This window comes from Aequorivita lipolytica, assembly GCF_007997135.1.
GTDB classification, from domain to species: domain Bacteria; phylum Bacteroidota; class Bacteroidia; order Flavobacteriales; family Flavobacteriaceae; genus Aequorivita; species Aequorivita lipolytica.
The window spans coordinates 332,822-353,223 of record NZ_VORU01000001.1; the positions used below are offsets into that span (position 1 = coordinate 332,822).

At 35.8% G+C, this 20,402-nt stretch carries 11 protein-coding genes; 3 read left to right on the plus strand and 8 right to left on the minus strand.

Annotated elements, in window-relative coordinates; translation table 11 throughout:
• A complete protein-coding gene (locus tag ESV24_RS01375; protein ID WP_111813688.1) occupies window positions 1–2,022 on the plus strand; it encodes a heavy metal translocating P-type ATPase in 2,022 nt (673 codons plus the stop codon).
• 585 nt (window positions 2,023–2,607) lie between these two features.
• On the opposite strand, the gene ESV24_RS01380 is transcribed toward ESV24_RS01375, so the two are convergent.
• The 8 genes from ESV24_RS01380 to ESV24_RS01415 form a co-directional block, all read right to left on the minus strand.
• Window positions 2,608–4,935 (minus strand): AIPR family protein, encoded by a 2,328-nt coding sequence (locus tag ESV24_RS01380; protein ID WP_111813693.1) that lies wholly within the window; start codon window positions 4,933–4,935, stop codon window positions 2,608–2,610.
• 8 nt (window positions 4,936–4,943) lie between these two features.
• Entirely contained in the window at window positions 4,944–5,939 is a 996-nt protein-coding gene (locus ESV24_RS01385; protein ID WP_160110576.1) for a PD-(D/E)XK motif protein, read from the minus strand.
• Window positions 5,926–8,706, minus strand: coding sequence for a Z1 domain-containing protein (locus ESV24_RS01390; protein WP_111813697.1), 2,781 nt, complete (start codon window positions 8,704–8,706; stop codon window positions 5,926–5,928). Before ESV24_RS01390 ends, ESV24_RS01385 begins: the two co-directional genes overlap by 14 nt.
• Window positions 8,699–10,126: an ATP-binding protein gene (locus ESV24_RS01395; protein WP_200829503.1), complete on the minus strand. Its 1,428-nt coding sequence runs from the start codon at window positions 10,124–10,126 to the stop codon at window positions 8,699–8,701. The genes ESV24_RS01390 and ESV24_RS01395 overlap by 8 nt, the downstream gene beginning before the upstream one ends.
• A 50-nt stretch (window positions 10,127–10,176) precedes the next feature.
• Entirely contained in the window at window positions 10,177–11,289 is a 1,113-nt protein-coding gene (locus tag ESV24_RS01400; protein WP_111813701.1) for a hypothetical protein, read from the minus strand.
• Complete coding sequence (locus tag ESV24_RS01405) at window positions 11,286–13,517, minus strand: sensor histidine kinase (protein ID WP_111813703.1); 2,232 nt, start codon at window positions 13,515–13,517, stop codon at window positions 11,286–11,288. The genes ESV24_RS01400 and ESV24_RS01405 overlap by 4 nt, the downstream gene beginning before the upstream one ends.
• Complete coding sequence (locus tag ESV24_RS01410; protein WP_111813705.1) at window positions 13,514–14,764, minus strand: DNA cytosine methyltransferase; 1,251 nt, start codon at window positions 14,762–14,764, stop codon at window positions 13,514–13,516. Before ESV24_RS01410 ends, ESV24_RS01405 begins: the two co-directional genes overlap by 4 nt.
• Before the next feature lie 354 nt (window positions 14,765–15,118).
• Entirely contained in the window at window positions 15,119–15,922 is an 804-nt protein-coding gene (locus tag ESV24_RS01415) for a hypothetical protein (protein ID WP_111813707.1), read from the minus strand.
• A 1,124-nt stretch (window positions 15,923–17,046) separates the two neighbouring features.
• On the opposite strand from ESV24_RS01415, the gene ESV24_RS01420 reads away from it, so the two are divergent.
• The gene (locus tag ESV24_RS01420; protein ID WP_111813709.1) at window positions 17,047–17,559 is read left to right on the plus strand and encodes an inorganic diphosphatase; all 513 of its coding nucleotides are present in this window, start codon (window positions 17,047–17,049) and stop codon (window positions 17,557–17,559) included.
• Window positions 17,560–17,834: 275 nt separating this feature from the next.
• Complete coding sequence (locus tag ESV24_RS01425; RefSeq protein WP_111813711.1) at window positions 17,835–20,339, plus strand: sodium-translocating pyrophosphatase; 2,505 nt, start codon at window positions 17,835–17,837, stop codon at window positions 20,337–20,339.
• Window positions 20,340–20,402: the final 63 nt, after the last annotated feature.

Sequence of the window (20,402 nt, forward strand, 5' to 3'; positions counted from 1 at the left end):
ATGATAAAGAAAAAAATGAACCTTCGGGATATTAACAACCATTCAGAACAACATTCACAAGGTGATGGCCATTCACACGGCAATGAAAAGGCTAATTTTAAAGCATACCTCCCTGCCATCTTCAGTTTTATATTACTGATAGTTGGTATAGCGATGGATTACTTTGGTGTCGCATTTTTCAAAGACTGGGTTCGTATCCTTTGGTATTCGGTAGCATATCTTCCCGTAGGTTTTCCCGTGATTAAGGAAGGATGGAAAAGCATCAAAAAAGGCGATTTCTTTACGGAATTTCTATTGATGTCCATCGCCACAATCGGTGCGTTTGCTATAGGCGAATATCCCGAAGGTGTTGCAGTAATGCTATTCTATGCCGTAGGCGAATTATTCCAAAATGCAGCGGTAAATCGCGCCAAAAGCAATATAAAAGCTTTGCTCGATGTAAGGCCGAACGAAGCCTTAGTATATCGAAACAACGACTATATTTCAGTAAATCCAGAAACGGTTGCCATTGGCGAAAAAGTGCAAGTACGTGTGGGCGAAAAAATACCTTTGGACGGCATCCTGCTTTCTGAAAAAGGCTCCTTCAATACAGCAGCCTTAACAGGCGAAAGCAAACCCAGCACCATTGCAAAAGGCGAAAAAGTATTCGCAGGTAGTATCAATTTGGATGGCGTAATCGAAATTGAAACCACCAAAGAATTCAAGGATAGTTCCATCGCCCGTATTCTTGAAATGGTTCAAAACGCCACGGCACGGAAATCCAAGACTGAATTATTCATTCGGAAATTTGCAAGGGTTTACACCCCCATCGTGGTATTTCTCGCAATTGGACTTACCTTTTTACCTTACTTCTTTGTAGCAGATTATGTATTTCAGGATTGGTTGTACAGAGCCCTTATTTTCTTGGTTATTTCCTGCCCCTGTGCTTTAGTAATCTCAATCCCCTTGGGATATTTTGGTGGCTTGGGCGCGGCTTCAAAAAATGGTATTCTATTTAAGGGCGCCTCATTTTTAGATGAAATGACCAAAGTGACTACCGTAGTAATGGATAAAACCGGCACCGTGACCAAAGGTGTTTTCAAAATAAAGGAAATAAAATCCATTGGCACGGAGAAAGCCGAAATGCCTGTATCCAGCGAAGCCGAAATGCCTGTATTGAGCGAAGCCGAAATGCCTGTATTGAGCGAAGCCGAAATGATGAAATACCTAATGGCAATGGAAGCGCAAAGCACACATCCCATCGCCAAGGCCATTATGGAATATAAAGCCGATGGTGATAATTTTAAGGCATCCAATGTTTCTGAAATTGCCGGCAAAGGATTAAAAGGAACCGTAAATGGTAAAACCGTTTTGGTTGGAAACAAAGCGTTGCTCGCTTCAAATAACATAGAAGTTCCATTAGAAACGGACACTATTGTGGAATCCATCGTTATGATTGCCATTGAAAATAAATTCGCTGGCTACGTAATCATTGCAGATGAATTAAAGGACGATGCCCACGAAGCCATTAAACAAATTCGCGATGCAGGCATTACAAAAATAATAATGCTTTCTGGCGACAAAGATTCCATAACCCAACAAGTTGCAACAGAATTAGGTGTGGATTGGGCCAAAGGAGGTCTGCTTCCGGAAGATAAATTGGCCGAAGTTGAAAAACTGATGTCCGAAAATAACAATAAAGTGGCATTTATTGGCGACGGAATAAACGATGCCCCAGTCTTGGCAGCGAGCGATATTGGTATTGCAATGGGCGGTTTAGGTAGCGATGTAGCCATTGAAACGGCAGACGTTATCATCCAAACAGACCAACCCAGCAAGATTGCAAAAGCAATAAAAATAGGCCGTTCCACACGTCGCATCGTTTGGCAAAATATTGGCTTGGCCTTCGGGGTAAAAGCAGTGGTTTTAATCCTGGGCGCTGGCGGATTGGCCACTATGTGGGAAGCGGTATTTGCTGATGTGGGTGTTGCTTTATTGGCAATTTTGAATGCTGTGCGATTGCAGAAAATGGATTGGAAATGAGGGGGATAGGTGAGTAGGTGAATAATTGAATATGTGAGTATGCCAAACTTGCATCCCAAGTCAGTTTGAATGTTTTAATTTAGCGGAAAAGCTCAATATAAAATACGCTTTAGTAATCTTATGGAAGTGGTTAACTAATGATTACAATTTCCGAATCCTTCTATGGTTGTCAGGTTGAGCGCAGTTGAAAACCTCTTTGGTGCGTAGCTCACCTGTCACAATTCAAACCCTAAACAAACATCACATAAGCTTCGTTACTATTTTCTAGTACATAGCACCAAAATGCCATTAGTAAAATTCATAATATAAAACGGAATATAAATTACAGGGGATGGTGCTTTGCGCTTCATATCTTTTAGCAAAGAAGTGGCTCCCGACCTTTTCGGAGGGAGACGGAAGGTGGTGTTGATTGTGCTTTGGGGCAGGGCCAGGAGGTTTGTGCCAAAGGGGAACAACTTATCTGTTTGGTTCAGTTGTAAATTGTTTTCAGAAATGCGAAGCATTCACGAGTATCTTAATTTAAAATATAATCCCAGGAGTAATTGTATTTTATATCACTATTCATTTTAAAATAAAACATCAAAATTAAAGAACGAATCCCGCATCCTGCAACTTTGATAAATGACGTTGAATATTTTGAATGTGAAAATCGTTGAGCTTTGTGAAACCATATGCGAAATTAGACACGTATTCCAATTCTCTAGGGGAAAGAACCTTTGCTTTGGTGTCCCAAAGAACCATTTTTATGAGTAGATTAATATTAACAATCTCTATTGAGTTTTCTTTGGACTTCAATATCCCTTTGTCCAAAGAAATTTCATCAAAAAAATGAGGAGAATCCTTTAAAATTATATCCAATATCTTCATCGCGTCTTTTCGTTGATTATCAGATAGGATCTTTTTTAATTTAAGAGTGGATAAAATATTAATTGCTCTATCCTTTTGATGCTGTGTCATTTCTTCTATATCAGAACCTATCTTACTAATCTCACTCCATTTTTCTATCGGAATAGATTGAATTAATGCTTCTTCACTCGCAATAATCCTATCATCCACATCTCTTTCGGTAAGCTGTTTTCTTTTATTTAAATGAACGGGATTGATAAGTAGGGATTTTAAACTGGATAGGTCAATATTTAGTGAGTTATCTTTAATCTTGGACCAACATTCTTCTTTTTTTGCCCATTCTCCATATAGAGAACCTGGGGCATTTGATTTAATAAACTGTTCAACTTTGATCATAATCTCTTCAAGTTTAGATTTAAGAACTTCATCTAAACTCTGTTCTTTCCATATTTTGTATAAATCGAGTTTATAATCTAGCTTGTAGTTGAGCCAAGATAATGAATATGGAACTGTTATATACCGCATATCACCAATTGCATTTGGTTTCACTCCATAAACTTTTTCAGCTTGAGAGAATAGAATTGCTTTTGATATAGCATCTTCAAACCAAATATTGTCTGGTTTTTGACTGAAGTTATAATTTAGAAATTGGGCATAGTTTTTCTGACTTCCTCTTACTACAATATGTGGCCCAACCACAAGTTTTTTTGAATTATAGACTTCTTCATAAGTATTAATATACTTTGCCAATGACTCCTTGGTAAACACTTGACTTCGCGGATTCTGTTTGTCAAATTGTTTTTTCTTGGAGGTAGTTAATCCATGGCGTCCCCTTTCATTTCTATATTGACCTCTTGAGCGTTCGAAAAACCAGCGTGTTTGGAAAGATTGTCCTTCTATTGGGGGAGCCCATATAGTTCTTGAAAGTTTCTCAATTAAAACGTGATTTTCACGATTCGAGCTTAAATCAGAAGCTGACACTCTGTTTTGAGTATTAGCATACTCCGCGATTCGTCCCACTATCTCAGAGAAGTTTTCTCTGTCTTTAACAATCGTAAGTTTTACGGGAACAAAAACTTTCGAGATATCTACTTTGTCCTTTTTCCAAGTGTGATATATGGAAGCGGTTGTCTGCCCTCCATTTACTATTTGAAAATCTTTGACTTGTGCAATTGCTTTTCCTTGGTTGTTGTCCAAATTTGTAACAATCACTTCTTCGGCTGTTGCAGCGATACCATTGTTAAAAGCCATAAACATATGCTGGTCTTTAAGAATTGTATTCCTAATACCTTTGTTTATCTTTCCGGTAAATTGAAGAAAGGAACGAACATTTTGCTCTAAAAGTCGTGCTCCATATTGTTCATAAATATCTACTAAAGCAGGTCCAGGAATGATAGCTAACCAAGATTGATAATCTTTATTTTCCGTTTCGTTGGCAATACACGGAATTTTATATCCTAATTGCTCAAAATTGATTTCAATAGGGATTCTGGATTTGTCAGAGAGGTTGTACAAATAATTAATATCTATTATTCTATAGAAAATTTGATATCCCGCGACAGTATCTGACGTTTTTAAATCTGCTTTTACTTCTCCGTTTGTGATTAAAAAGATATTTACGCGAGTTAAAAATTCTTTTACTTCAGGAACGTTTGCTAGAGTTTGGGCTAAATCGAAAATTTCAGAACTCTCCTCAATCGAATTTATGTAGTCTTTATATATGGAATTCCGAAAGAAATTTTCGACTTTGGAGATAGCCCAATCTAAATCCGTCTTTTTTGTTGATTGAATCTTGGACTCAGAATGATACCATGTAACAAATAAATCCAACGTCTCGTAATTTTCATATAAAGAGTATCCATTTATTTTATGTTCTACTCCACGATTACTCAATTTTTCATCGAAACAAACACGAAAGTTCTCCGTTTCACCGGCATCTGACAGAAATGACAATACCAGTTCAGTGAAAATTTGTTCAGGGTTAGTACCTTCCTCTTCAGAAATTAAACTTGCTTTTACTTCTTCTTGAATGTTTGTATAAAATTTTTGCAGTTCTCTGTTTTCCATTATAAATCCTAATTTATTTCATTGAAAAGTGTGTACTTGTCTATTCTCCATTCTTCAGATTCAGATAAAACAATTGAGTATCTTACATCTCCAACCCCTGTAGGAATCTGACTTTCGGTTATTCTTGGGAAATTTCCAGAAACACGATAGATGTTTTCTTGCCTAATAGTGTAACCTCGTTCTTCATATAAAGAGTAATGAGTATCATAATATCCTGATTCAAGAAGTTTAAGCTTAAATAAATTCAAGGCTAATGTGTGGTCATTCAATAACTCCTTGACTTGTTTAATAATGTGGTTTAAGGACTCTCCATTCCCTTCCCGAACATCTAGAGATAGATGATATAGAAAAATACTATCAATTATAGAATCATCTAGTTGTCTTTCGCTGGTAATATGGATTTTTTGGTGGTTATTTCCGTGGGTGGTTTTTACTTCAACCGCCCAATTTGTATATTGGAAGTCTTGAATTGACTTTTCTGGACCAAGCCAAGACTTTAAACAATAGTTTTTATCTGTTGAATTATTCAAGAACTCACGCAGAAAATAGCCTTCTCCATAAAGCCCTCTTTGGGCTTCGTCTGATAACCCTTGCTTTCCGACTTTTTCAAACAAGGATTGCCATTTTGCCAATCGTTCAAGTAATTTTTCAACCAAGGTTTGTTCGGTAGTTACATCTGATACTCCGAATATCAAGTCTTCACATAAAGTTGAGAAAATATCTTTGTGTTGCTTATTAAGCAACAAAATGAGTAGAAATTTTTTTGATCTATCTCTTTCGTCAGGAAGTGTTTCAATCTTGATGTCTTTGAGTTTATTCCATTGGTTTTCGTCAAAAGAGAATGCATGACTTATTCTAAATGCAATACATCTTAATTTTTCTGGAGCTTTTAAACCAACAAAAATATCAGGCATTACTTCTGCAGAATACCGCTTATAAAGCAAACCAGAGTGATTGGAATTATCACTTTCTAAACCTATCCAAATATTTTCAATCTTCGTCATCTCCATAATCTTCAAAATCTTCTTCAACAACATCAAACCTATCGAGCAACTCTTCATTTACTGCATAAGATACTGGTGCGTTGTAATTACTTTTCGGGAAGCTTATTGCATATCCAACAAATGGATTAGTTCCCGTGGGAAGAGGATATTTTTCAAGACTCTCTTCGGGGTCAAGCAAATAGAATATCAATAATGGTTTTCTTGGGTCTCTTAATTCATTTCTTACTATTTGTCCGTTAGGATACATAGGTTCGCCTTCTTTTTTTCTGTGAAGATTCGTCAATTCCATTGCTCTTGACTTTTCAGCTTCAGTAAAATCGATAAATTCGTCCGAAGGACTTATAATATGTGATTTTCTTAAATAGTAAAGTTGTTCACTTGAATTCTTATCATCCTCAGTTCTTTTCCATTGACCAATTTGAACATTATTACGATTAATGTCAAACTGTGAATGATTTTTAGCATTTGGTTTTGACATTAAAGCAATTCTCCAATCAGTTAATTCTCCATTTTTCAATTGAGCATTAATGAATTGAATTAACTTTCTGGGTTCTGCTTTTTTAAGGTTCTCTACAGATTGAATTCCTTCAAAAAAATTAATGACCTGTTCCGCTGGGATGTCATACCAAACAAAAGCACTTGGCTTAGAAACGAAATTATCAGGTAAAACTGATATGAATTTTTTAATGTTACTAAGGTTATTATCTATAATCGAAATGTCTTTTTTAAACTCGTAAGATTCAACTAATCTTCCTGCCCAAGAAATCTGAACAGTAATTGCCGAACGCATTTTATTTGTTGCAGAAATTTGAAGAACTCCAGGATGTGTTCTAACTTTTAAAGCATATTGCTCTGGAGTCGAACCAGCAACATCCGTCATATAATCAAATTCTTCTCTTACTTCTTCAGATGCATGTGTAATATGGCAGAACCATTCATTCAGTTCTCTACTTGTGAAAAGACGACATAAATCAACATAACCACCTCGATAACCAAACCAACGACCCATTTGCATCAGAGTATCATACATTCTTGATGCTCGTAAATAATAACTTACGGAAAGACCTTCTAAGGTTAACCCTCTGGATAATTTATTTCCACCGACAGCAATTACGGAAAGCCCGTTTTTTCGATCAAAATAGTCTAATGCTTCCCCTGATCCACCGTGAATTGATTTCACTACAATTGGTGCAGCTGCATCGTTCAAATGCTTTAATACTTCAGACCATTGATGGACTTGTATTTGAGAATCTAGACTTTTAAGTTCCGATTCCAAAATCTGTTTTGAAACGGAAACATAAGATTTGTATCCATTTTCATCTTTTTCAAAAGTTCTCTTAAACTCATTTATAATTTCTGAATCATTTTGGTCAATCCCTCTTCTGTAATACAGAAATTGATTATCAACTAATTCGGAAATATGATCCTGCCAAAAAACGAATCTTGAAACGTGAATAAGCATAGAGTTATGAACTGTAGTTTGTCCTCTCAATCTTCTTATGGCACATGTAATTATAAAACAGCGAATTGCTGTTTTTAAGGATTCAGGAAGAGTAGAAGGTTTTTGGTCACTCATTTTATGTCTATCCGGTACAAAATCTCCATAATCATTAATTCTGTTGACAATAGGAAGTACGGTATTGGATTTTTCGTCTTCTTTAAGAGGGCTGAAACCAAAAACTTTTTCAGGACCAATGTAATTTGTAGGCGCTGGTATATTCTTAATAAAATTTCTCGGAAATAGATTTTTGTCATCCAAAGGAATAAAAATATTGGCGAATGGAGTTGCGGTATAACCGACATAAGCATTCTTTCCGAAGAGATTTAATATTTTGGTAATCCAACTATTTATAGTGCTTTGACGTTCAGGGTCATTTGAAATGTTGATTGAAGCATTATCAGCTTCATCATCTATAAGTAATAGTGATTTATTTCGAATTACCCGACCAAGATCATCATCCTCATTAGCTTGTGCTGCTAACCATTGATGAATTCTTCTAAGGACGTGAGGGTTTTTTTTAATAACTGCAACGATCGGTTCAGATGTATTAAAGTTTAGACCTAAAGCATTTGCAGCACCTTGTGTGAAATCTCCTTTATCAATGCTTGACGTTAGAGAATGAGCCACTATTGGAGAGCCAAAATAGGGATCGCCCACACCTATTTGAATACTTCGTTGATCAAAAGCTCTGGTGTGTTGAGTATCAAATCCTAAAAAACTTTCATCAATTCTTATTTGCGTTTGACTTCTAAGATTATTATGAATTCCTGCCAAAACTATAATTAGCCCAAACCCAGCATCAGCGGCCTTACAAATAAGACCAGTATAATTTGCGGTTTTACCTGATTGTACTTGACCAACTACCAAGCCCTTCTTATTGACGGTAGCCTTTAGTGTTGGGTCAAAAAAATTGTCAAGAATGCTATCTGTTATTCTGTCTAATTTATTTATAACATCAGGGGCGAAATTCTTTTCAATTTCCAAATACTCTCTATATCTCCCCCAGAAACCATTTTCAAAGTCAATATTTGCTCTTTTCTCATTTAACCAAGGATTATTTTCGTCTTCTTTTAGAATCGTTCCAAACTCATCTTGTCTAATGGTATAAAGTTCCTCAATCCTTCTAATTAACATTTCACGATTCTCATTTATGAAATACTTCATTTTCAGAACTTCATCCACTGCATCTTCAATTTCCTCTCGAGTATATGAGGAACTATCAGATAAAAGTTGTCTAATATTTTTTATAGGGTCTTTTTTACTCATTTATTAAAAATTCAATGTACTCTGGATAAAAATTATAAGGTTCTGTGTTCAGTATTCGCGCTTTTGCTTTTTCGATTGACAATCCACTAAAAACAAATCCATTAAAAAGCTTTTGCATCGTTTCTTTTATAGCATTGTGGTCAATCCCTTCAAAAGGTTGGCCGTGTGGTTTTTCGTTCTCACTTTCTTGAAGTGTGATTAAGGGAACAGGGATTGTTTCCTCAATGAACTGAATTACCTTTTCAATATCCTTTTTTAGTTCTCCTGATTTTGAAAGCAAATCATCTAGAAGAGGGTGCTTTCGATTAATTTTATAAAATCTTTTTCCGTGCCTTGTCCGTTCCTCCCAAAATGGAAAATATTCATCCGAAGCTAGTTTTCTTTTTAAAACTTTTCCTTTGTGACGATAGACTTCTACTGCTTGATTTCGTACTTCTTTAGCTAATGCTAAAATTTGTTCTCGGAAACGAGAGGGAGGACGAGCGATAGATTTTTTTATATCAATCTGCCAATCATCATCAAAATTATTGGGTAGGTCAATTTGTATTCTGCATAAATCATAATGAACTTCTCTTTTAAAAAGGCCTAGCCAATCACCGGCAACTAATAGTCGTCGGTTACGATAAACATAAAATCCTTGATGGGAAGTCCAACTATCTTTAGGTCCTTTTCCGTATGAATATTGCTCCGGAGAAAGTTTGGAGCGGTGTGGCAGAATAAATCCTTTAATTTTAATTCTACCTTCTTCCAATCGAGTTTCTGGTTTTGTTTGAAGTCCATCAACTCCGATCATAAATGGATCCCAAGGAGTAATTAATCTATCTCGAAAATAAATTTTTAATCCTTCATTCATATATCTGTGAAAGACCATTGATAGATGAGACTTGACTGAGTCCATAATTCCGAGAAATTTGCTTTTTGCAATTTCATCTTCTTCTCTAACGTCTTGTGTCAACCTATCGAGATCCCACCAAATTACACAAGTTCCAGCGTTGCTTAGATCAACTTTATCGATCCAAGCCTTTTCATTGGGTACGAAACGAATCAACTTCCAGGCCTTCTCTTGGTTTACGTAATCCAAATCCCAACTCCAAAAAACTGGTTTGTAGTCAACGGCTTTGGAAACTACAGTAAATTTTCTAGTTTGCGAGAATGATGCTGTTTTTAGTCCTAATCCGAATCTTCCTAAGTCATCCTCATTTCTAGTGTCCAATGGATTTTTACTACCAGGACGCATAGCTTGAATAAGTTGCTCATTATTCATTCCTGTCCCATCATCTAGAATAGACAAAGTAGTTTTACCTCCTTTCCAATCATAATCTACCCAAATGTTTTTTGCGCCAGCAGTAATTGAATTATCGACTATGTCAGCAATGGCAGTTTCAATAGAGTAGCCAATAGCTCGAAATGTTTCAATCATTGAGCTGGCTTCGGGTTCAGCGGAGGTGGATTGTATGTTGGTGTAATCAATCACGACAGTAATGAATCAATTATTTCATCTGTTTCAAAATCAGGCGAACCTTGTCTTGAATAATAATATGAAAATCGAGAAACAATGTCTTTAGTAAAACCTCCGTTAATTGATGCAACTCTTGTAAAACTACTTTCAAAATCTTTAGCACGAAATGAATGTAGCTTTTGAAAATTAATTAATCCCCCTTCAATGTCTTTGTACTTAGGCAGAAAGTGATATTTATTTGAGTATGCATTATGAACAATTTTTTGCAAATCTAGTTTTGCTTCTGCTATTTTTTCAACTTCTACTTTCCCTTTTTTTATGATGCTAATTTTTTCTCCCGCTATTGTTTTGTTTATAGGTTCAATTGAGACCAATAAAATATCTTTTGCTTTCGATTGTGCTAAATCACAAGATGGTGTCAGAACTATGTAATTTGAACTGTCTTCGTTGCTTTGGACTATGTCTCCAGTAAAAACTCGAGGTTTTATAACTGGCGTAATGTATATTTCAGAAGGATGATAATTTTCAAATTCAGAATCTTCAGTTATTTCTAAGTATTCTTGTAAATGTAACAATGTATATCTAAGTAAAGACTTCTGTTTTTCCTCTGGATTTCTTTTTAAATCATTAGTCCATAAGTCAAGGGAGTTTGATAAATGATTCCAAAATATATCATTTATGTAATTTTCAATTATTCCTTTTCGATTTAAAATTTCTGTTATTCCAGTATTATAGATAGCCACAAGCTCCTCAATAAAATCAAAATCAGCATCTCTATCTCTTACCTTAAAAAATGACGTTTCTTCGCTAAGAGATTCCTCAAGATTATGTGATGTGCCTGATATTACGAAAACAGGAAACCTTAAATTATCTTTAACTTCTCTAATAACCTCATTACCAGAACTATCAGTCCCTCCCGATTGTTTTAAATCTAAATCAATAATTGCCCCATCAAAAATATTATCAGAATTTTTAAGTATTGCCAAGGCTCGGTCTTTGTCAGAAATTATGGTTTCAATAATTTTTATTTTCTTATTACCTTTATTGTAAGAGTCAATATCCCTTGTGTAAATTTCTATTACATTGGTGTCATCTTCTACAATAAGTAATTTTAGCTCTTTCATATTTTACTTATTTCTATTTGAAAATATGCACCATCGGAATAACTTCTAGCAGATAGGTCGCCATTTAATCTGTCAATTGCCTCGCCAGCTATGGCAAGTCCCAAACCTGTTCCGTTTATTTTTTTAGAATATCCTGGTTCAAATATCGCACCTGACTCAATCTCCAAACTTGATAATCCTGGACCAGAGTCCTTAAAGTCGATTAAAACTGAATTGACATTTTCTTGTACTGTAATTTCTATTTCCCTTTTGCCAGATTTTGACAATTCAAGCCAATATATGCTGTTTTCAATTAAATTGGTTAAAGCAATATACAAATCCTCAGACCAACCAAATATTGTAATGCCTTTACTTCCAGTAATTGTGACTTTTATTCTTTCGTCTTCCAAGTGAGATTTGAAAACGGCAAAACTGTCTTCAATTATTTGAATTACATTAAAATCAGATTTCTTATCTCTTTTTTGCTTGGCTAATGGTGAAATTCTTTTAAATAATTCTGAGATGAATTTACTATTTACCTTAAAACCATTTATGCTTTTAGTTAGTTCATCGAGGTTTCCCTCATCTTTTGTTGCTCGATAAAACTTTAAATATCGTTCCATTACTCTAGTTTCAGAATTAAAAAATTGTAATGGCTTTCTGCCTTCGTGTAGAATAAAATTCACAATCTTACCTAGAGTTGCTTGTCCTTGGTAAATCGCAATTGTTTTTTCGATTTCTTCTTTTAATTCTGCCTTTTTCTCTTCCTCCTTGGTTAAAATTATATTAATTTCATCAATAGCTTTTTTGTCTATTTGAAGTTCCGATAGCTTTTTACCAATAGTTGATTTAACTTCTGCTAAACTAAATAATGAGTTAATCGTATCTTGAACCTTAGAAGACTTTCCACGACTTTTCTCGCTTTTGATTCTATATGCCAATCTTCTTGTTTCAAGTTCTAATAGAGCCTTTTGGACAAGTTCTTTTAAGCCAAAATAATGCTCATTTTCTTTAAGACCATCCCTCGCACTTTTTTCTTCTAATCCAGAATTCTCTTCGGATTGAATTGTTACAAAACCAACAATTTGATTGTTACTGATTTTTAATGTAAAGTTTTGTATTCTATCTTTATCTAAATCCAGCCAGTCAATCCCAGCATTTCCATATGGTCTAATTCGAAATGAATTTTTATAAACATTGACACCATATACTTCATCAAGCAATTTTTTAGCTTGTCTTTTCCCCATTAGATTTTTTGAAACAGGGTTGATTAAACCTTTATTTATTAAATTATCTATTGCTTCAGGTTCTCTATCAAAAACTCTAAAATCGATTTTTAGCACTCCACAGTATTTACTGTTTCCAGTTAACTCAAAATCTGTCGAAATTTTTTCTTGTTGTACAACTTCAGGATTAACATTGTTTTCAAATAAAAGATTTGCTTTTCCATTCTCTGATATAATTCCCGAAATACGATAATCATAGAATTGAACAATTGGATAAGTATCAATTTTTATGTTTTCATCAATATCTTTAAATGGTGAATTTTCAAAATATAAATTAATTTTAAATTCATCATCTGTAGACTCCTCAAAAGGTGAAATGAGTTTTCGCAATTCGTTTATTAACTGCTCTAATGTATCTTTGTTCCAATAGGATAATTTAGCATCAATTTTCTCAACAATTTCTTCATCTCCATTGTCGTATAACACCGTTTCAGTATACTTTTCATCCTTTGCTATTATAAGTAATTCTGTCCCAGATGATTCTTTGGTTTGCTTTTTTTCGACAAGTAACTCTATGTTTTCAAGCAATTCATCTGTCTTAAAAATTCTCCAATCAATAACTGCTTCTGATTTTTCACCTGTTTCATCAACGGTCGAAAGTGTCATTTCTTGCCCTAAAATTGATGCAGCAAAACGACCGATTCCTTTTCTTCCTTGTAAGACTCTTGAACCCTTTTTACTTATTTTTCTTTTCAGCTTATCATCAGTCGCAGGCACTAACCATTTATTTATTACCGTTTCGAAATCCATCCCGTGACCATTATCTTTAATGGAAATAAGCAAAGCATTTTCATTTTCGATCTTAGTATATTTAAATACTATGTCAACATTAGCTGCATCTGCGTCATAAGAATTTTTAACTAACTCAACTAGTGCAGCATAAGAATCACCAATTAGATCACTTCCAATTGTGTGAATTAATCTTGCTGCTGGTCTGATTCTGTATGTCAAATTATCACTCATAATATCTCCTTAATATTTTCAGCTATAACCTTAGCCATCAATGGTGGAACAGCATTTCCAATTTGTTTGAATGCCGCAGTTCTATTAGCACCTTCTCTTTCTCCTTCGAAATAATAATCGTCTGGAAAGGATTGTAATCGTGCGGCTTCTCGCACACTAATAGAACGATTTTGTTTAATATCTGGATGGATATAATAATGGCCATCTTTTGAAATGTGTGCAACAATTGTCTGTGAATAAGATAAGTCAGCAGCCACAACTTTGAATCGATCGATAAATGAAGTGCGATTATGATGAGTCTTTAGCCTCTCGGGTAAATCATTATAATTTAGGCGTTCTTGATTCTTTTGCCACTTTTTTACAGCAATTTCATAGATCTCTTTATCTTGAGTATTATTTGGTCTTGCAACGTGTTGTGTTAAAATATCAATGCCATTCCTTAAGGAATGAGTTTTAAGATAATCCGTAGTGGAAGTGTGATAATTTAAAAATTTATCCTTTCCTTCCCCAGCTTTAATAGATGGTAAATCTTTCAATAGATCCTCTACTTCAAAGTTATTTTCGATAACTATTTCTTCTAAATTGGGTATGTTCAACTGCTTATCTTTTTGCCAGCCGATTATAATTACTCTTTTTCTATTTTGAAGAACTCCAAAGTTTCGGGCTTCCAATGTGAATAATTTTATTTGATAGCCTTTCTCATTAAAGAGTTTTTCCATTTCAGCTAGATAGTGACCTTTCCGTGCGGATTTTAGACCTAGAACGTTTTCAAATACAAACATTTTTGGTTGATATTTTTCCAAATAGTTAGCATACTGAATAAATAGATAATTTCGGGAATCTCCTGCCATTCCTGTTTTAGACCGTGCCCTACCGACAAGCGAGTAGGCCTGACAGGGCGGACCTCCAATTATTAAGTCAACTTTTCTTTTCCCCAAGAGTTTATCTATCTGTGTGAAAATAGTTTTGTTGTGATCAGTGCCTATTGGAAGATTGATGACTGAATCTAAAAGGCTCGTTGGTGTTTGATCATAAAGATTCTCACGGGAAATTTCATCTTTAAGATATGAAAGATAGATTTCCTTTTTTTTTGAAAGGTTTAAATAATGATATGCAGTTCTAGTTTTTAAAGTGTTGCAAGCGGATTTTTCTATTTCCACATGTGCAACCGGTTCAAAACCAGCTTGGATAAAGCCTTCAGAAAGTCCCCCTGCTCCTGCAAATAAGTCAATGAAATTGTAAGACATGTTCAATTTTATGTTATGTCAAATCTATTAATTTTTTACTGAAAAGTCTTAAATAAGCTGTTCATTATATATCCGGGGCTCTTAATATGAATAATATAACAGATGATTGGTAAAGCTAATAATCATTTTTCGATTTAAATTGAGGGAAACCGTAATGTCATCAAATATTTTTTTCATTGCTAATAATCACATTTTTTAGGTGTCTCACAAAAAAAGTTTTAAAAAAGACAGTAAATAAATCAGCAATATCTTATTTTAATTTTAATCTCTCAATAAATCTCAAATTCTATACACAAACAAATCACGTGCACGGACAGGTCGCGACCTGTCCCTTCCTGATTCTCCTGCTCTCTTCTAAAATACCCCCAAAACCCGCATCCCCCCAGTATCCTTAATCTCCAACAACTCCCCATTCACATTCCTAAAAAACACAACCCCAACTACACTCACTACCGCCACTTCCTCAGGTATGGCAGTAGCCTCGGTTAATTTTAAGTTTAGGCTAATGGGTGCAATAGTCTTTTGTTTCAAAGCAATCGGCTCACTTTCCACAAAGACAGCTGGCGTTTTAAATTTAGGCTCCAAAGGCAAATATTTTTCGTGCTCTAGGCTATATTCATAATTACTCAAGGTAGCGGCACCCAATATAAATTTAAAGTGAGTGGCTTCCTTGGGCGCCGTTATTTGCTCCTTTCGGTTTAGGGTAGGCGAGGTCCAATACACCTCGTTCCGCTCGGGGTTCAAAGTGGGTTTTTCTTTTATTCCGCCAATGCTATACACCAATGGCCGCGCATTTATAAATTCAAACCCTTCCAGCATTCCTCCGTTTTTTCGCAGATCCAGTTTCCGTTGTCCGCGTAAACCTTCGCCTTTGCCAACTACCAAGCGCATCGCTCCGTTCAGCCTGCCAGAAAAGTAACGGTCGCTTATGCCTTCCTTCTGCTGCAAAAAAGCCAATCGCAATACTTTGGCAGCTTTGCTCGCTCCGCCCATCTCCATCATACCGTCACGCGTACCTTTACTTCTTGGATTTTTCAGTATTCGCTGCTTACTTACCGTAGCTTTCAGTTTTACAATAGTGCCCTTTTCATCCTGGCTAAAGCTCATCCCACCCATACTGCCGGTCAGTTTCAAAAGATCATTCTTTAGTCGTGCCATATCTAGCGTTTTTAATTATTGTCCAGAGTTGCAAATAAACAACGCAAGCCAATAATTGGTTAAACAAGAAATTTTAAAAGATAGCAAAAACACCTAAAGCGCTAATGCCTATCAACTGGGGAGAATAAAAGTAGCGTTTCAAGCAGGCAGAAGCCCACAGTATAAAACACTTTGAAAATCTAAACTAAATTAATTTTTACAACTAAGCAAATTCCAATTCCAAAACTCGTTTAAATGCACCCAGCCAAAATAAAGAACTAAGGGTGTTAACACTTAAATTTTAAAGAGAAATTACAAACCAAATTTTCCAAAACAAAAACAAATAAAAGCAGTTTTAGTAAACAAAACTGTAGTAGTACAAATCAAAGAATCGACCATTATAATTAAACCTTAAAGAAGCTTTCTTTAATACTTAAGGAATACAAAGTCCAGCTGAGGTCTAGATCAAGTCCAGCTAAACTCAAGAAATGGAGAAGGTTTAAATAGTCGTAAAGCTAAATGCTAAATCATATCAAAAAAGAGTAAACAAATCCCAAATCAACGAATCCCGAATTAACAAATCCCGAATTAACAAATCCCAAATCCCGAATTAACGAATCCCAAATCCCCGAATCAACAAATCCCAAATCAACAAATCCCGAATTAACAAATCCCAAATCTCGAATCAACGAATCCCAAATCCCAAATCAACGAATCCCAAATCCCGAATTAACGAATCCCAAATCCCAAATCCCCGAATCAACAAATCCCAAATCAACAAATCCCAAATCCCGAATTAACAAATCCCGAATTAACAAATCCCAAATCAACGAATCCCAAATCCCAAATTAACGAATCCCAAATCCCAAATCCCCAATTACTAATATACAATCAAAATGACCGAAAATCACAAATCAAAAAAAAATAAGTAAAGAAGTCAGCGCACAAAAGGCTTAAGGCAATAAATTTTAATCAACAACTAACAGATTTCCGCAACAAAAACCCACAAACCCACAAACCCACAAACTCACAAACTAACATATTCACGCACTAACATATTCACATACTCACATATTCACATACTCACAAACTCACGTAAAAAAAACAATACCTTTGCACCCACAAAATAATTCACAGAAAAGACAATGAAAAAGACATTCGACGTACTAATAGAAATCCCAAAAGGAAGCCGCAACAAATACGAATACGATTTTGAACTAAAGAAAATCCGCTTTGACCGTATGCTTTTCAGCAGTATGATGTATCCTGCCGATTATGGTTTTATTCCAGAAACCTTCGCACTGGACGGCGACCCATTGGATGTTTTGGTTTTAGGAGGCGAACCAACGTTCCCAATGTGCGTGATGCAAGTAAAGCCCATAGGCGTTTTCCACATGGCCGATGAAAAGGGCCCGGATGAAAAGGTAATCTGCGTCCCAGTTTCCGACCCTATTTGGAGCAGCCTGAACAACCTTTCTGATATAAACCCACATCTAGTGCGCGAAATAGAACACTTCTTCCAAGTTTACAAAGATCTTGAAAAGAAAAAAGTAGATGTAGGCGGTTGGGGAGATGCAAGTGAAGCAATAGATATTTATAATCTATGTGTAAAACGCTATAAAGACACGCCAGAAGTTCAAGGGCATTTCAGTATTTAAGAAAATTACTTTATTGAAAGAAAAATGACTAAATATTAAAGGGCATAAGATATATTACAATTCTCAATTCTCAATTCTCAATTCTCACGTCTCACGTCTCACGTCTTGATTCTTGATTCTTGATTCTTGATTCTTGATTCTTGATTCTTGATTCTTGATTCTTGAGTCATATATATTAAGTCTTATCCTCCTATGTCATTTTCTTGTTTCGTATCCCAACCTATTTCCCTATTTTTGCAATCGCAAATTTGAAAACCAACCTTAATTAAAAATTTATGGAATCAATGATGATTTATGCGCCTATAGCAATGGCGGTATTAGGCTTAATCTTTATGGCCGTTAAACGCTCTTGGGTAATGAAACAAAACCCGGGCGATGGTAAAATGAAAGAAATAAGCGACCACATTTATGAAGGTGCCTTAGCCTTCCTTAACGCTGAATACAGATTACTTGCTATTTTCGTAGTTATTGTAAGTATTGCCTTAGCAGTTGTTTCATACGTTGTTCCAACAACACATATATTAATAGTAGTTGCATTTATATTCGGTGCTATATTCTCAGCCCTTGCAGGTAATATGGGAATGAAAATAGCAACCAAAACAAACGTTCGTACCACACAAGCTGCCCGTACAAGTTTACCAAACGCGCTTAAAATATCTTTTGGCGGTGGTACCGTAATGGGTCTTGGTGTTGCAGGTCTTGCAGTATTAGGTCTAACAGCATTCTTTATCTTTTTCTTTCACTTCTTTATGGGCGGTGTTTGGACAAATACAATGGATATGACTATCGTTCTTGAAACATTAGCAGGTTTCTCTCTTGGAGCAGAGTCTATTGCATTGTTCGCAAGAGTAGGTGGTGGTATTTACACAAAAGCTGCCGATGTAGGTGCAGATTTAGTAGGTAAAGTTGAAGCTGGAATTCCAGAAGACGATCCACGTAACCCAGCTACAATCGCTGATAACGTTGGTGATAACGTAGGTGACGTTGCCGGTATGGGTGCCGATTTATTTGGTAGTTATGTAGCAACAGTGCTAGCAGCAATGGTTTTAGGAAACTATGTTATAAAAGATATGGGCGGCGCCATTACAGACGCTTTTGGCGGTATTGGTCCTATTTTATTGCCAATGGCAATTGCTGGTACAGGTATCATCATTTCAATTATTGGTACTATGCTAGTGAAGATAAAAAGTAACGATGCGAAAGAATCGCAAGTTATGGGTGCTTTGAATGTTGGTAACTGGGTTTCTATAGTTTTAGTGGCTGTTTCGTGTTTTGCTCTTGTAAAATGGATGCTTCCAGAAACTATGAATATGAGTTTCTTCGGCGAAGGGATTAAAGAAATTTCTTCAATGCGTGTGTTTTATGCTACATTGGTTGGTTTGGTTGTAGGTGCTGTAATTTCATCTGTAACCGAATACTACACTGGTTTGGGTAAAAAACCAATTCTTAAAATAGTACAACAATCATCAACTGGTGCTGGAACAAACATTATAGCAGGTTTGGCTACGGGAATGATTTCTACTTTCCCTTCAGTATTACTTTTTGCTGGTGCTATTTGGGCATCGTATGCTTTTGCTGGCTTTTATGGGGTTGCACTAGCAGCTTCTGCAATGATGGCAACAACTGCTATGCAACTTGCAATTGACGCTTTCGGTCCAATTTGCGATAACGCAGGTGGTATTGCCGAAATGAGCGAACAAGAACCAATTGTTCGTGAACGTACCGATATTCTTGACGCTGTTGGTAATACAACTGCTGCTACAGGAAAAGGTTTTGCGATTGCTTCTGCTGCGTTAACCTCTTTAGCACTTTTTGCTGCTTATGTAACTTTTACAGGAATTGATGGAATTAACATCTTTAAAGCTCCAGTTTTAGCGATGCTTTTTGTGGGAGGTATGATTCCGGTTGTGTTTTCTGCCTTGGCAATGAATGCGGTTGGTAAAGCTGCAATGCAAATGGTGAATGAAGTAAGAAGACAGTTCCGTGAAATTCCAGGAATTATGGAAGGAACCGGCAAACCAGAATACGCTAAATGTGTTGATATTTCTACCAAAGCAGCTTTAAGAGAAATGTTGTTGCCTGGTGTTTTAACCATTGGTTTTCCATTACTTATTGCTTTCGGTCCGATGCTTTTCGGAATGAACAATATGGCAATCGCCGAAATGCTTGGTGGTTATATGGCCGGTGTTACCGTAAGTGGTGTGCTTTGGGCTATTTTCCAAAACAACGCTGGTGGTGCTTGGGATAACGCTAAAAAATCTTTTGAAGCTGGAGTACTGATTGACGGTGAAATGACCTACAAAGGAAGTGATGCCCACAAAGCAGCCGTAACTGGCGATACCGTTGGTGATCCTTTCAAGGATACTTCAGGACCATCTATGAATATTTTGATTAAACTTACGTGTTTAATTGGACTTGTAATAGCGCCAATTCTTGGAGGCCACACTAATGAAACAATGGCTACTGAAACTTCTTCCCAAGAAGTTTACTTTATTGATGCCGAAGGAAATAAAACCATTTTGACCGAAAAGCAAGTTCAATATATTGAAACCGGAAGTACTATCTCAGAAGGTGAAGACCTAAAGGATAAAACTGAAACAATGGTTGAAATGTTAAAGAACGACAATAACGACCAAGTAACTGCAAATGTTACAATCTCAAAAACCGTGGATGGCGTTGAAACTACAGAAACCAAAACTTTCACCGGCACCGAAGAAGAAGTTCGTGCGCAACTAAAGGACGTTGACGGAATGAAAATCAAAATAAAGGATAAAGAATAAAGGGAAAATCTCAAATAACAAATTCCAAATCACAACCTGTCAAGTTTTAAAAACCTGACAGGT

Excerpts from the sequence above, each read along its gene's own strand:
- ESV24_RS01425 (WP_111813711.1), top strand. The coding sequence starts at position 17,835 with ATGGAATCAATGATGATTTATGCGCCTATAGCAATGGCGGTATTAGGC.
- ESV24_RS01375 (WP_111813688.1), top strand. The coding sequence starts at position 1 with ATGATAAAGAAAAAAATGAACCTTCGGGATATTAACAACCATTCAGAA.
- ESV24_RS01395 (WP_200829503.1), bottom strand. The coding sequence starts at position 10,126 with ATGATTGAAACATTTCGAGCTATTGGCTACTCTATTGAAACTGCCATT.
- ESV24_RS01405 (WP_111813703.1), bottom strand. The coding sequence starts at position 13,517 with ATGAGTGATAATTTGACATACAGAATCAGACCAGCAGCAAGATTAATT.
- ESV24_RS01420 (WP_111813709.1), top strand. The coding sequence starts at position 17,047 with ATGAAAAAGACATTCGACGTACTAATAGAAATCCCAAAAGGAAGCCGC.
- ESV24_RS01390 (WP_111813697.1), bottom strand. The coding sequence starts at position 8,706 with ATGAGTAAAAAAGACCCTATAAAAAATATTAGACAACTTTTATCTGAT.
- ESV24_RS01400 (WP_111813701.1), bottom strand. The coding sequence starts at position 11,289 with ATGAAAGAGCTAAAATTACTTATTGTAGAAGATGACACCAATGTAATA.
- ESV24_RS01385 (WP_160110576.1), bottom strand. The coding sequence starts at position 5,939 with ATGACGAAGATTGAAAATATTTGGATAGGTTTAGAAAGTGATAATTCC.
- ESV24_RS01380 (WP_111813693.1), bottom strand. The coding sequence starts at position 4,935 with ATGGAAAACAGAGAACTGCAAAAATTTTATACAAACATTCAAGAAGAA.
- ESV24_RS01410 (WP_111813705.1), bottom strand. The coding sequence starts at position 14,764 with ATGTCTTACAATTTCATTGACTTATTTGCAGGAGCAGGGGGACTTTCT.
- ESV24_RS01415 (WP_111813707.1), bottom strand. The coding sequence starts at position 15,922 with ATGGCACGACTAAAGAATGATCTTTTGAAACTGACCGGCAGTATGGGT.